The sequence below is a fragment of the Streptomyces sp. NPDC048825 genome (assembly GCF_043198355.1).
Taxonomy (GTDB): Bacteria; Actinomycetota; Actinomycetes; order Streptomycetales; family Streptomycetaceae; genus Streptomyces; species Streptomyces xiangluensis.
Window position 1 is genome coordinate 250,521 of the sequence record NZ_JBICUR010000014.1, and the last position, 12,476, is coordinate 262,996.

Annotated in this window: 12 protein-coding genes; 9 read left to right on the forward strand and 3 right to left on the reverse strand. The window is 71.7% G+C overall.

What is annotated here, in order from left to right:
- The first annotated feature begins 12 nt into the window (after nucleotides 1–12).
- On the forward strand, nucleotides 13–945 hold the full coding sequence (locus ACGFNK_RS31090) for a DUF2510 domain-containing protein (protein WP_393421278.1): 933 nt from the start codon (nucleotides 13–15) through the stop codon (nucleotides 943–945).
- A 25-nt stretch (nucleotides 946–970) separates the two neighbouring features.
- On the opposite strand, the gene ACGFNK_RS31095 is transcribed toward ACGFNK_RS31090, so the two are convergent.
- Nucleotides 971–2,173 carry an amino acid deaminase/aldolase gene (locus ACGFNK_RS31095; protein ID WP_393421193.1) on the reverse strand — a complete coding sequence of 401 codons (1,203 nt, stop codon included), beginning with the start codon at nucleotides 2,171–2,173 and terminating at the stop codon, nucleotides 971–973.
- Between the two features lie 1,178 nt (nucleotides 2,174–3,351).
- Here ACGFNK_RS31095 and ACGFNK_RS31100 point away from each other — a divergent pair.
- Entirely contained in the window at nucleotides 3,352–4,431 is a 1,080-nt protein-coding gene (locus tag ACGFNK_RS31100) for a hypothetical protein (protein ID WP_393421195.1), read from the forward strand.
- Complete coding sequence (gene mycP / locus ACGFNK_RS31105) at nucleotides 4,428–5,636, forward strand: type VII secretion-associated serine protease mycosin (protein WP_393421197.1); 1,209 nt, start codon at nucleotides 4,428–4,430, stop codon at nucleotides 5,634–5,636. Before ACGFNK_RS31100 ends, mycP begins: the two co-directional genes overlap by 4 nt.
- On the opposite strand, the gene ACGFNK_RS31110 is transcribed toward mycP, so the two are convergent.
- Entirely contained in the window at nucleotides 5,633–6,658 is a 1,026-nt protein-coding gene (locus ACGFNK_RS31110; RefSeq protein ID WP_393421199.1) for a serine hydrolase, read from the reverse strand. The genes mycP and ACGFNK_RS31110 overlap by 4 nt on opposite strands.
- Nucleotides 6,659–6,808: 150 nt before the next feature.
- On the opposite strand from ACGFNK_RS31110, the gene ACGFNK_RS31115 reads away from it, so the two are divergent.
- Complete coding sequence (locus tag ACGFNK_RS31115) at nucleotides 6,809–7,588, forward strand: SseB family protein (protein ID WP_393421201.1); 780 nt, start codon at nucleotides 6,809–6,811, stop codon at nucleotides 7,586–7,588.
- A 49-nt stretch (nucleotides 7,589–7,637) separates the two neighbouring features.
- On the opposite strand, the gene ACGFNK_RS31120 is transcribed toward ACGFNK_RS31115, so the two are convergent.
- Nucleotides 7,638–7,994: a DUF1844 domain-containing protein gene (locus tag ACGFNK_RS31120; RefSeq protein ID WP_165345819.1), complete on the reverse strand. Its 357-nt coding sequence runs from the start codon at nucleotides 7,992–7,994 to the stop codon at nucleotides 7,638–7,640.
- A gap of 405 nt (nucleotides 7,995–8,399) precedes the next feature.
- Between ACGFNK_RS31120 and infC the strand changes: the two genes are divergently transcribed.
- The 5 genes from infC (at nucleotide 8,400) to ACGFNK_RS31145 (ending at nucleotide 12,443) form a co-directional block, all read left to right on the forward strand.
- On the forward strand, nucleotides 8,400–9,035 hold the full coding sequence (gene infC / locus ACGFNK_RS31125) for a translation initiation factor IF-3 (protein WP_344393655.1): 636 nt from the start codon (nucleotides 8,400–8,402) through the stop codon (nucleotides 9,033–9,035).
- A gap of 134 nt (nucleotides 9,036–9,169) precedes the next feature.
- Nucleotides 9,170–9,364 carry a 50S ribosomal protein L35 gene (gene rpmI, locus ACGFNK_RS31130; RefSeq protein ID WP_165257477.1) on the forward strand — a complete coding sequence of 65 codons (195 nt, stop codon included), beginning with the start codon at nucleotides 9,170–9,172 and terminating at the stop codon, nucleotides 9,362–9,364.
- Nucleotides 9,365–9,461: 97 nt separating this feature from the next.
- A complete protein-coding gene (rplT, locus tag ACGFNK_RS31135; protein ID WP_006141703.1) occupies nucleotides 9,462–9,845 on the forward strand; it encodes a 50S ribosomal protein L20 in 384 nt (127 codons plus the stop codon).
- A gap of 532 nt (nucleotides 9,846–10,377) precedes the next feature.
- Entirely contained in the window at nucleotides 10,378–11,220 is an 843-nt protein-coding gene (locus ACGFNK_RS31140) for a TrmH family RNA methyltransferase (protein WP_393421204.1), read from the forward strand.
- A gap of 77 nt (nucleotides 11,221–11,297) precedes the next feature.
- Nucleotides 11,298–12,443 (forward strand): ATP-binding protein, encoded by a 1,146-nt coding sequence (locus ACGFNK_RS31145; protein ID WP_393421206.1) that lies wholly within the window; start codon nucleotides 11,298–11,300, stop codon nucleotides 12,441–12,443.
- Nucleotides 12,444–12,476 lie beyond the last annotated feature (33 nt).

The window sequence follows — 12,476 nt, forward strand, 5'->3', positions numbered from 1 at the left end:
GCCGGAATGAGCATGACGCCCTCGCCCGGCTGGTACCGCGATCCCTCGGCGCCGCATGTCGAACGCTGGTGGGACGGGACCAGGTGGACCGAGCACATGCGGGCCCCCGAGGCGCCCCAACAGCCCTTGGCGCAGCCTGGGTTCGCCCCCGCGCCCGGGGGCCCCGGCGGCGGCTCCGGTCGTGCGAAGGTCATCGCCCTGGTCGCCGCGGCAGCCGTCCTGGTCGCCGCGATCGTCACCGGAGCCGTCGTCCTGAACCGGGACGACGGCTCCACAGAGGCGAACACCACCCCGGCGCCCGAATCCTCCGCGCCCGCGAGCGACCCGCCCTCGCCCACGCCCTCGGAATCCACCTCCGAACCGTCGGCCGACGACCCCTCCACGGTCGTGGACGAGCTCAACGGCATCACCTTTCCGCTCCTCGACGGCTGGGTCAGACCCCAGTACGTCGCCGAGGACTACGTCGTGATGACCACGCCCGACACCTACACCTGCCCCGGCGACGACGGACTGTGCCGCCACGGCAGGGTCATCTCGCGCACGGTGACCGCGAACGACGAGAAGTCCCCCGAGGCGCTCGCCAAGGCCGACATCTCGGAGGCGGCGGACGAGGCCTACGACGTCGACCGGCTTGACCGCCGCCCCTACGGCGGCATCACGTCCAAGAAGCTGGTCAAGCAGGGGCCGGTCGCGGTCGCGGGCCGCACCGGGTACTTCGTGCGCTGGCAGGTCAAGACCGAGAAAGGGCCAGGGGGTTACGTCCAGTCGCTTGCGTTCCCGTCCAGCGTCGGCTCCGGGGCACCGGTCATGGTGCGGTTCGTGTTCGACGCCGGTCAGGACGGGCCGCCGCTGACCGACATGGACGAGATCACCAAGGGGATCCGGCCGGTGGGGGACGCGGACACGGGCGGAGGTGTGGGCAGCAGCGTCGGTCCCACTCAGTAGCGCGTACGGCACATGGCGAATACGCCTACAGGAAGGTGTGGCCTTCCCCTCGATACGTCGGGACCGTCGCCGTGACCGTCTCGCCCTCCACGAGATGCAGGACGTCGAACCGCTCGCACAGTTCACCTGCCTTGGCGTGCCGGAACCACACCTTGTCGCCGATCAGCAGATCGTCGGCGGGGGAGCCGAGCAGCGGTGTCTGCACCTCGCCGGCCCCCTCCTGGGGGTCGTACCGCAGCCCCTCGGGGAGGTACGGCTCGGGCAGCCGGTCGACTCCCGCCGCACCCGAGGCCGGGTAGCCGCCGCCGAGGACGGTCACGACGCCCAAGCCCGGCCTGCGGACGACCGGCTGGGCGAAGAGCGCGGCCGGACGCCCGCTGAACGAGGTGTAGTTGTCGAAGAGACGCGGGACGTAGAGCCCGGATCCGGCCGCGATCTCGGTGACGGAGTCCTCGGCGGCGGTGTGCTGGACGCTGCCCGTGCCGCCGCCGTTGACGAACTCGAGGTCCGGCGCCACGGCCCGTACCGCACGCACGACCTCGCTGCGCCGCTGGGCCAGCTCCCTGCGGGCGGCGGCCTGCATCAGCCGGATGGCACGCGACCTCAGCGGCCGTCCGCGCAGGGCGTCGCCGACACCGGCGACATGCCCCTCGTACGCCATGATCCCCACCAGCCGGAAGCCGGGCCGCCGGGCCACCGCGCGGGCCATCTCGGCGACTTGGGTGGGGGAGTGCAGCGGCGAACGACGGGCGCCGACACGCACCCGCCCGCCGAGCAGCTTGAGCGAGGTGTCCAACTCCAGGCAGACGCGCACTACTTCGCGCCCGCCGTCCCGGGCGTCGTCGATCAGCTTCAGTTGCGCCGGGTCGTCGACCATGACGGTGACGGAGGCCGCGAGTTTGGGGTCGCTCGCCAGTTCCGCGTACGCCTTCCGGTCCGCGGACGGGTAGGCGAGCAGTACGTCCTCGAATCCGGAGCGGGCCAGCCACAGCGACTCGTCCAGCGTGAACGACATGATCCCGGCGAAGCCGTCCCGGGCCAGGACGCGTTCGAGAAGGGCCCGGCAGCGTACGGATTTGCTCGCGACGCGTACGGGCTTGCCGGCTGCCCTTCGTTCGAGGTCCTCCGCGTTGGCGTCGAAGGCCTCCAGGTCCACGATCGCGACGGGGGCGTCGAGGTCAGCGGTGGCCCGGTCGTAGCGGGCCCGGTCTGCGGCGCGGCCAGTCATGCCACGAAGCCTGCCAGACGTGATTACCGCAGGGTAGGGGGACGTTCCGGGCAGATGCCGCGGGCCACCGTACTGGTTCCCACTCGCACAGTGTCAGCCCGTAGAGTGACGCGCACGCAGGAAGGGAACGGTCCGGAGGAGTTCCTTTGGCGGGCCGGTTGCCCGAGCACGAGGAAACGGGGGGTGCATTGAGCACGGAAGCGCGTCGCACCCCCGTCCCCCCACGCCCGCCTACTCCGCCGGGCGGGGCGCCGAGCGCGCAGGACCAGCCTTCCGAGACCGCCCCTCAGAGCGCCGAAACGACGGGTCCGCTGCCGAGACGCGATCCCGACACCACGCCGCGAAGGCCCGGCATCGCGGGCGCGCTGTCCGGGACTGCCGGTGCGGGCGGACCGGCCCCGGCACGCGGCTTCGACGTGGACGACCCCCGGGCCTTCGAGGGGGACGACGGTGGCGAGCCCTCACCGGTCGGGCCACTGCGTTTCCCCGACCTCCGACCCACCGGCGGCCAGACGCGCTCACCCGTGCCCCCACCGCCTCCGCCCGCCTCGGCCCGCTTCCCGGACACGCCACCTCCGGCGACGGGGGCCCTGCCACGCGTCGAGGGGCCGGGCGTCCCGCCGCGTGCGGCGGCCGAGTGGGGTCCGACTCCGCGGAGCGCTGACGGCCCGGCGTCCGAGGGGCGCCCGGCTTCGCGTAACGCCGACGGTTCAGTTGTACCGCCGCGTCCGGCCACGGAGCCGCGGGGAGCGGCTGAGCGGGGTCCGGCCGCGCGGAGCGCCGATGGCCCGGAGGCCGAGCGGCGCTCGGCTTCGAGGGGCGCCGAGGGTTCGGTCGTTCCGCCGCGTCCGGCCACGGAGCCGCGGGGAGCGGCTGAGCGGGGTCCGGCCGCGCGGAACGTCGACGGCTCGGTGGCCGAGCCGCGCTCCAGCACGAGCTACGCCGAGGGCTCAATCGTGACGCCGCGTCGGGCGGTTGAGCCGGGGACGACTGTGGGGGGCGGCGAGCGCTCGGGCGTCCCGTCGGGTGCGGCGGCCGAGTGGCCTCCGGCGTCGCGGAGCGCTGACGGCTCGGTGGGCGGGGCATGCACGACCACGAAGAACGCCGATGGTTCAGTCGTACCGCCGCGCCCCGCGGCTGAGCCGCGCTCGACTGCTCGGGACGCCGTCGGCTCACCCATGCCGCCGCCCCCCGTAACCGAGCCGAAGCCGACCGTCGCCCCCCAGCGGGCAGCCGTCAGCTTTCCCCAGCGGCCCTTTGCGCCGCCGAGGCCGAGTGCCCCGGCGCCGCCGGTCGTCCCGCCTCCGCGTGCGCACGCGCCGGAGGAAACCTTCAGCGAGACCACGCGACGGCTCCGGCCCATTCCCGCCGACCCGCCCGTCGAGCCCCCGGCGAACCCGGACCCGGCTCCGGCCGGCGTTCCCGCCGGGCGCCCCTTCATCTCGCTCGCGCCCCCGGACACGTACGACGACGACACCGCGCGGCTGCGGCCCGTGGGGCCCCGGATCCGGCCCCGGGTCGCGGCTGCGGCGGCCTGCGTTGTGCTGGGGCTCGGGCTCATCGGGGGTGCGGTGACCGGGAGTTGGCTGACCGGGGACAGCGGAGGGGACGCAGGGTCGCGGGACTCGTTCACGGCGGCCGGGGATCTCTGGCACAGCGTCCCCGTGGACGAGCTCTTTCCGCCGACCGTGGAGGGGGAGGGGGCGGGGCCCGGCGGAGCCGACCGTACCTGGACCCGTATCGCCGTCGCCCCGGACAGCGGCTGCGCGGACGCCTTCGACCCGCTCCTGCGCAAGGCCCTCGCCCCGGCCGGCTGCCTGCGCCTCCTTCGCGCGACGTACACGGACGCGACCCGTAGTCATGTCACCACCGTCGGGCTCCTGTTCACCAAGGCGGACTCCGCGGCCATGGGTGCGCTGAGCAGCCAGTTCGAGGACGAGGGGCTCGATGGGCGGCGTGACCTGATGCCACGCACGTACGCCGCGAAGGGCACCGTCGCAGCCGGTTTCGGTGACGACCAGCGCGCGTCCTGGACGGTGTCGGTGCTGACCGACGCCCCCGTGGTCGTCTACGCCGTCTCCGGCTTCGCCGACGGCCGCGCCGTCACCGAGCCGCAGTCCTCCGAGGACGCCATGAAGACCGACGCCACCACACCGTCCGCCCAGGCGGGCCTCGGCCACGACGCACAAGGCCTCGCCGACCGCATCGAGCGCGGTCTCCGCAAAACCGTCAACTCGGCCACGGAGCAGCCGTCATGACCCGCAAGGCCATACGCACGGGAGGTGCCCGCAGGACCGGAGTCCTCGCCACTCTCCTGGCCGCCTCGCTCGCCCTCGTCCCGCCCACCATCGCCCACGCCGACGGGATACGCGTCCAGCAGTGGCCCCTGGAAGCGATGCGCGCCAAGGAGGCCTGGCAGACGACCAAGGGCGAGGGCATCACCGTCGCCGTCCTCGACACGGGCGTCGACGCCCAGCACCCGGACCTCGCCGGCAACGTCCTCACCGGCAAGGACATGGTCGGCTTCGGCGCCGACCGGGGCGACCGCGCCTGGGCACGCCACGGCACCGCGATGGCGGGCATCATCGCCGGCCACGGACACGGCCCCGGCAACGCCGACGGAGTCATGGGCATCGCCCCCGAGGCCAAGATCCTCCCGGTCCGCGTCATCCTCGAAGACGGCGACTCGGCCCGCGGCAAGGCCCGCAACACCCGCGGCAACGCCCTCGCCGAAGGCATCCGATGGGCCGCCGACCACGGCGCCGACGTCATCAACCTCTCCCTGGGCGACGACTCCAAGTCAGCCCACCCCGAGGCCACCGAGGACGCCGCCGTGCAGTACGCCCTGAAGAAGGGCGCCGTCGTCGTCGCCTCGGCCGGCAACGGTGGCGAGAAGGGCGACCACATCTCGTACCCCGCGGCCTACCCGGGCGTCATCGCCGTGACCGCCGTCGACCGCTACGGCACCCGCGCCTCGTTCTCCACCCGCCGCTGGTACGCCACCGTCAGCGCACCCGGCGTCGACGTCGTCATCGCCGACCCGGACCGCAAGTACTACGAGGGCTGGGGCACCAGCGCCGCCTCGGCCTTCGTCTCCGGCGCCGTCGCCCTCGTCCGCGCCGCCCACCCGAACCTGGCCCCGGCCCAGATCAAGGAGCTCCTGGAGGACACGGCCCGCAACGCCCCGAGCGGCGGCCGGGACGACTCCCGCGGCTTCGGCTTCGTCGACCCCGCGGCCGCCATCAAGCAGGGCGGCAAGCTCAAGCCGGAAGGGCTGCGTTCGGCCGCGTACGGCGAGAAGTACTTCGGCTCGGGCCCGGACACCGCGGACGACGACTCCTCGAACGGCTGGGCGGGGCCCATCGCGGGCGGCCTCGGCGGCGTACTCCTGATCGGAGCGGTCGTGCTCTGGCGAGGTCGCCGCGAACCACGCCAAACGCCCGCCGGCGACCCCGACTACTAGACGTCCGCATCCCGCAGCGACGACACCGCTGCCCTCGCCGCAGCCTCCACCAGCGAAATCCCCTTCGCCTTCGTGGAGTTGCCCTGCGACAGCGCCGCGACGAGATGCGCGTGCCCGTCCACCGTCACCCGCCCGATGCTGTTGATGACCCACAGCCCGGTCCGACTGCGCGGCAACCACCCGTTTTTCAGGGCGAATTGGGACCCGGCGGTCCCGTCAGTCGCGTCTTCGGCTTGTTCGGATCCGACGGCCGACACTCCCCAGTCCTGGCCCACCGCGATGTCCCCCATGAGCCCCCGCAGATACGCCCGCGACGCCTCGCTCAACTCCGACTCGTCCCCGAAAACCTGCCCAAGCAGGGTGAGTTGATCGGCCGCAGTCGTCTGCGTCAGCCCCCACAGCGCCCCGTTCCCGCCCTCGGTACCGCTGAGCCCGAACCGCTCGTTCGCCGCCGCCAGACCCTCCGCCCGTCCGATCGCGTTCCACAGCTCGCTCGCCGACACATTGTCGCTGTTCTTGATCATCACGGTGGCGTACGACTTCTCCGACGCCGTCAACTCCCGCCCTTCATCCTGTGCCTGGAGCAACAGCGCCGCCAGGATGTCGACCTTGACGATGCTCGCGGTGTCGAACGACCCGTCCCCGTACACCGCGCTGTGCCCGGACTCCGGATCCAGCACCGCCACCGACACCCGTGCGCCGTTCTCCACGACCACGGACTCCATCGCCTTGGCGAGCAGCGCGTCCCGGTCCACCGCGGGAACCGTAGGAGTCGGGCTCGCGGTCGCCGCCACGGATTCCACTGTCGCCTCCGGGCTCTGAGATACGTCCGCTGCCTGCGCGCCCGCGCTGGGCGCCGCCGAGGACGATACGAGACCGGTGCCGCCGCGCGCCTGCGCCTTCACGTGCGTGGTCCCGGAAGCCGTGACGCCGACGAGCACGACGGAGGCCACCGCGGTGTGGAGGAGAGGCCCGCACCAGGACGGGCGGGCGCCGGGCCGACGAGCTTTCTGCGGGTCCATCCCGCGATGCTGGGGCCCCGCGCTGTGCCTACGGTTAGCCGCACGTCAGAAGCGTGTAAGCGTTCGCTGAGAAAACCCTCAATCACGTGAACGCCATGTTTCCGGGGCCGCGGGAAGCATGCGAGCGAGACCCGCATAGAGTCGGTGACTGTGGCGAACAAGAACATTCCCGACTCCGGCTTCTCCGACGACGACGGCTCCGCCGACCCCCGGCTGAGCGCCGCGCTCGCGGCCTGGGCCGAGGACCGGTCCGCACACGCACCGGTCCTTGAGGCGCTCAAGGGCGCTCGGCTCCTCGTACCCGTCGTGGCCGTCCTCGGGGAGACGGAGGAGGACAATCAGGAGGGGCGCGAAGCTCCCAAGAAGGGCGGTGGTGGGAGACGGGAGGGCGGACTGCGCCACGAGAAGACCAGCGACATGGCCGTCCCCACGCTCAAGGCCGGCACCCGGACCGCCCTGCCCGCCTTCACGTCCACCGAGTCTCTCGCCCGCTGGGACCCGGCGGCCCGCCCCGTCGCCGTACCCCTGCACCAGGCCCTGCAGGCCGCCGCCCATGAGAAGGCCGACACGATCGTGCTCGACCTCGCAGGACCCGTGCCGTACGAACTCGCCGGCCCCGCCCTGCTCGCCCTCGCCGAGGGCCGCACCAGCACGGACCCGCTCGCCGACCCCGCCGTGACCGACGCCGTACGCGCCGCCGTCGCCGCCGAGCCCGCCGTACTCCGCGCCCACCTCGGCCCGGGCCAGGCCGACGGCACCCTCGCCCTCGTACTGGACCCCTCCGCCACCCCTGCCGAGACCGCCCGCTCCGTCGCCCGCCGCCTGGCCGCCGACGACACACTGAGGGCCCGCCTGGTACGCGGCCTCGACCTGGCACTCCTGCCGACCGAGGCGACACCACCGGGCGAGCCCCTTTACGTACGGACCTGAAGTCTCGTACGTCTCTCGTACCGTCTTCGGTACGTCTCCGGAGGCGGCCTCAGCCGAAGACCGGACCCGTGTACTTCTCGCCCGGCCCCTGGCCCGGCTCGTCCGGGACGGACGACGCCTCGCGGAACGCCAGCTGGAGCGACTTCAGGCCGTCGCGCAGCGGTGCCGCGTGGAAGGAGCTGATCTCGGTCGCGCTCGCGTCCAGCAGCCCGGCCAGCGCGTGCACCAGCTTGCGCGCCTCGTCCAGGTCCTTGTGCTTCTCGCCCTCCTCGGTCAGACCGAGCTTCACGGCGGCGGCGCTCATCAGGTTGACGGCGACCGTCACGATCACCTCGACCGCCGGGACCTCGGCGATGTCGCGGGTCATGGCGTCGAAGTCGGGGGTCTCAGGAGGGGTGTCACTCATGCCCCACACGATAGGGCCAGGTGCGCGCCCACTTGACAGCAGGAGGCACCGGACACCTGGTTAGCGCACGCCTCCAGGAGCTGCTAACCTTGTGTAACGACCGGTCGGATGCGCCCAGACACATGTCAGCGTGTTCGACCCGCAAGTGGAGGCTCCGATCTCCCACCTGGCTGTCCTTCGGGACGGCGGGTCACCCGGTCAGGCGGCCACCATCGTTCCGTACGGACGATGGAGCCGCAGGATATGCGCCCCGCGGGCCACCGCGGCGGTGCTCCGGTAGTCATTGGAGCCCCGCCTGCGTCCCGTCCGGGGCATTTTTCGTGGCTCCCGGTGGTTGGTCCCAGTTGAAGAGACGTACGCGAGCTGTCTGCCAGACAGCCGTGTGGTGCTAACCGAGGAGGATCCATCAGCGCCGAGCCCCGCATCAACGACCGGATTCGCGTTCCCGAGGTGCGACTTGTCGGTCCCAGCGGCGAGCAGGTCGGGATTGTTCCGCTTGCCAAGGCCCTGGAGCTTGCGCAGGAGTACGACCTCGACCTGGTCGAGGTGGCTGCGAACGCACGTCCGCCGGTCTGCAAGCTCATGGACTACGGGAAGTTCAAGTACGAGTCGGCCATGAAGGCCCGTGAGGCGCGCAAGAACCAGGCGCACACGGTCATCAAGGAAATGAAGCTCCGGCCGAAGATCGACCCGCACGACTATGACACCAAGAAGGGTCACGTCGTCCGGTTCCTCAAGCAGGGCGACAAGGTCAAGATCACGATCATGTTCCGTGGTCGCGAGCAGTCCCGGCCGGAGCTTGGCTACCGACTGCTGCAGCGTCTCGCGGAGGACGTCCAGGACCTCGGTTTCGTGGAGTCGAACCCGAAGCAGGACGGCCGGAACATGATCATGGTTCTCGGTCCGCACAAGAAGAAGACCGAGGCGATGGCCGAGGCCCGCCAGGCGCAGGAAGCCCGGAAGGCGGAAGCGAAGGCCAATCCTGGCAAGTCGCAGAACGTCGCCGAGGAAGCTCCGGCCGAGGCTTCCGCCGACGCCTGATTCCAGGGCGCAGGTCCTGGGGTCCAGGTTCCTGGACGAGAGTCCGGGGATGCCAGCCAATACATCTGACGTTCCGCCGTGCCCGGTTTCACGACCGGGCATCGGAACGCCACTGACGAGGAGAGAACGGCGCTATGCCGAAGAACAAGTCGCACAGCGGTGCCCGCAAGCGCTTCAAGGTCACCGGCTCCGGCAAGGTGCTCCGTGAGCGCGCCGGCAAGCGCCACCTGCTCGAGCACAAGTCGTCCCGTCTGACGCGTCGCCTCACCGGTAACGCCGAGATGGCCCCGGGCGACGCCAAGAAGATCAAGAAGCTTCTCGGCAAGTGACGTCGGGAACGCATCGCGTACCTGATCTCTGACCGGGACCCAATCGATTTCGGGTCGTGTGAGTCCAACCACGGCCCCGCTACAAGGAGTTAATCAAGTGGCACGCGTCAAGCGGGCAGTCAACGCCCACAAGAAGCGCCGGGCGATCCTCGAGCAGGCCTCCGGCTACCGCGGTCAGCGTTCGCGCCTGTACCGCAAGGCCAAGGAGCAGGTCACCCACTCGCTGGTCTACAACTACAACGACCGCAAGAAGCGCAAGGGTGACTTCCGGCAGCTGTGGATCCAGCGCATCAATGCTGCTGCCCGCGCCAACGGCATCACCTACAACCGCTTCATCCAGGGCCTGAAGGCCGCGAACGTCGAGGTCGACCGCAAGATCCTCGCGGAGCTCGCCGTCAACGACGCCAACGCGTTCGCCGCGCTCGTCGAGGTAGCGCAGAAGGCGCTGCCGTCGGACGTGAACGCGCCGAAGGCGGCGTGACGCCGGCGCCGGCTTCAGCCGCGTCCCTGACGTGACCCGGACCCGCAGGCTGTGCGCTGCCTGCGGGTCCGGGTGCGTCCGGGGTGGGCGGGTTTTTTCGCCCCCGCCGCCCCTACTCGACCCATCCCGGGGCCAGGCCCCGGGCCCCCACCAGGGGCTCCGCCCTTGGACCCTGCTTCGGGGCTCCGCCCCAGGACCCCATCAGGGGCGCTGCGCCTGGACTCCGCTCGGGGCTCCGCCCCGGACCCCGTTTCGGGGCCCAGCCCCCGGGCCCCCGCTCCTCAATCGCCGGAGGGGCTGATTTTTCGTGGCCGAACTTTGTCAGCGCAGGCCCGCATCCATCAGCCCGTCCGGCGTTTGAGGACGAGGCCGTTCAGGCCGATGGGGGTCTGGGGGCGCAGCCCTCAGCGGGGTCCAGGGGCGGAGCGCCTGGTGGGGTCAAGGGGCGAAGCCCCTGCGATGGGACGGGTAGGGGCGGCGGGGGCGAGAAACCGCACGTACCCCCCTCCGCCGTCCCACCGAAGGTGAACCCATGCCACCCGCCCCCGAGTTGATCTCCCCGCGCTCGTCCCGCGTCACCGCCGCTCGGCGGCTGGCCAAGCGGAACTTCCGGGTCAAGGAACGGCTGTTCCTTGCCGAGGGGCCGCAGGCCGTGCGGGAGGCGGCCGGGCATCGGGGCGAGGACGGGCCCACGCTCGTCGAGCTGTTCGTGACGCTCGACGCCGCGGAGCGGTACGCCGACATCGTGGGCGAGGCCCGGGCGGCGGGCGCGCGCGTGCACCTCGCCGCCGAGGACGTGATCGCCGGCATCTCGACGACCGTCACCCCGCAGGGTCTTGTCGGGATCTGCCGGTTCCTGGACACGCCGTTCGAGGAGATCGTCGAGGCCGGGCCCAGGCTGGTCGCCGTACTGGCGCATGTGCGGGACCCCGGGAACGCAGGAACCGTGCTGCGGTGCGCGGACGCCGCGGGAGCGGACGCAGTCGTCCTCACCGACGCGTCCGTGGACGTCTACAACCCCAAGGCGGTGCGGGCGTCGGTCGGTTCGCTGTTCCATCTGCCGGTCGCCGTGGGGGTGTCCGTGGCGGACGCCGTCGCGGGGCTCAAGGGCGCCGGCGTACGCGTACTGGCCGCCGATGGGGCCGGTGAGCACGACCTGGACGACGAACTCGACCGGGGCACCATGGGCGGGCCCACCGCCTGGGTGTTCGGGAACGAGGCGTGGGGACTGCCGGAGGAGACGCGTGCGCTGGCGGACGCCGTGGTGCGCGTACCCATTCACGGAAAGGCCGAGAGCCTGAACCTCGCGACCGCTGCTGCCGTATGTCTCTACGCGTCCGCCCGTGCGCAGCGCACCCGCGGTGCACGGGCCTGAGGGGGTCCGTTCCGTCACTGACAGCTAGTAGGGTGACGGACTCGGGGGCCCACTCGCCAGGTCCGAGAGGTGCGGGGATGAGTGTCGGAACGAGCGGTGCGAAAAGGGCACTGGGAGCACGGGACGTGCACAGCGCAGCCGCGGCCCTGCGCGGTGATCTCACCGACCTCGGCATCGACCCCGACGACCTGCCCGACGGACTGGTGATCGCCGACGAGTACGGCCGCGTGATCTGCTTCAACGCCGCCGCGGCCCGGATCACCGCCGTTCCCGCCGCCGACGCGCTCGGCCGGCAGCTGGAGTGGGCGCTCCCGTTAGAAGACCTGGAAGGCCGCCGCTGGTGGCAGCTGACCGACCCGTACGGCGGTCTCGCGATCCGTGTCGGGCAGCCCGAGCGCAACCTGCTCCTTCCCGGAGGCCGCGAGGTCCTGGTCTCCGCGCGCTACGTACGCACCGCACCCACCGGCCCCGTCCGCCGCGTCGTCGTCTCGCTGCGCGATACCGAGGCCCGCCGCCGCACCGAGCGCAGTCACGCCGAGCTGATCGCCACGGTCGCCCATGAACTCCGCTCGCCGCTCACCTCCGTGAAGGGCTTCACGGCGACGCTGCTCGCCAAGTGGGAACGGTTCACCGACGACCAGAAGAAGCTCATGCTGGAGACCGTCGACGCCGACGCGAACCGCGTCACGCGTCTGATCGCCGAGCTGCTCGACATCTCCCGCATCGACTCCGGGCGCCTCGAACTGCGCCGCCAGCCCGTCGACCTGGGCGTCGCCGTCGGCCGGCACATCCAGGCGTACGTCGCCTCCGGCCAGTCCGCCGACCGCTTCCTGCTCCGCATCGGCCAGCCGCTGCCCGACCTGTGGGCCGACCCCGACAAGGTCGACCAGGTGCTCAGCAACCTGCTGGAAAATGCCGTGCGGCACGGCGAGGGAACCGTCACCATCGACGTAGAGCCCGCGCCGTCGCCCCGCGAACGGGAATGCGCCGGTACGTCGGTCACGGTGAGCGACGAGGGCCCCGGCATCCCGGAGGAGTCCATGAACCGCGTCTTCACCCGCTTCTGGCGGGGCAGCAAGCGCGGCGGCACCGGCCTCGGGCTGTACATCGTCAAGGGCATCGTCGAAGCCCACGGCGGCACCATCACGGTCGGCCGCGCCCCCGGCGGCGGCGCGCAGTTCCGATTTACGTTGCCCGTGGGCACCCCGGCGTATCTGCAGTAACGCCGACGAGGCCCCACGGGCGCATTCGCACAC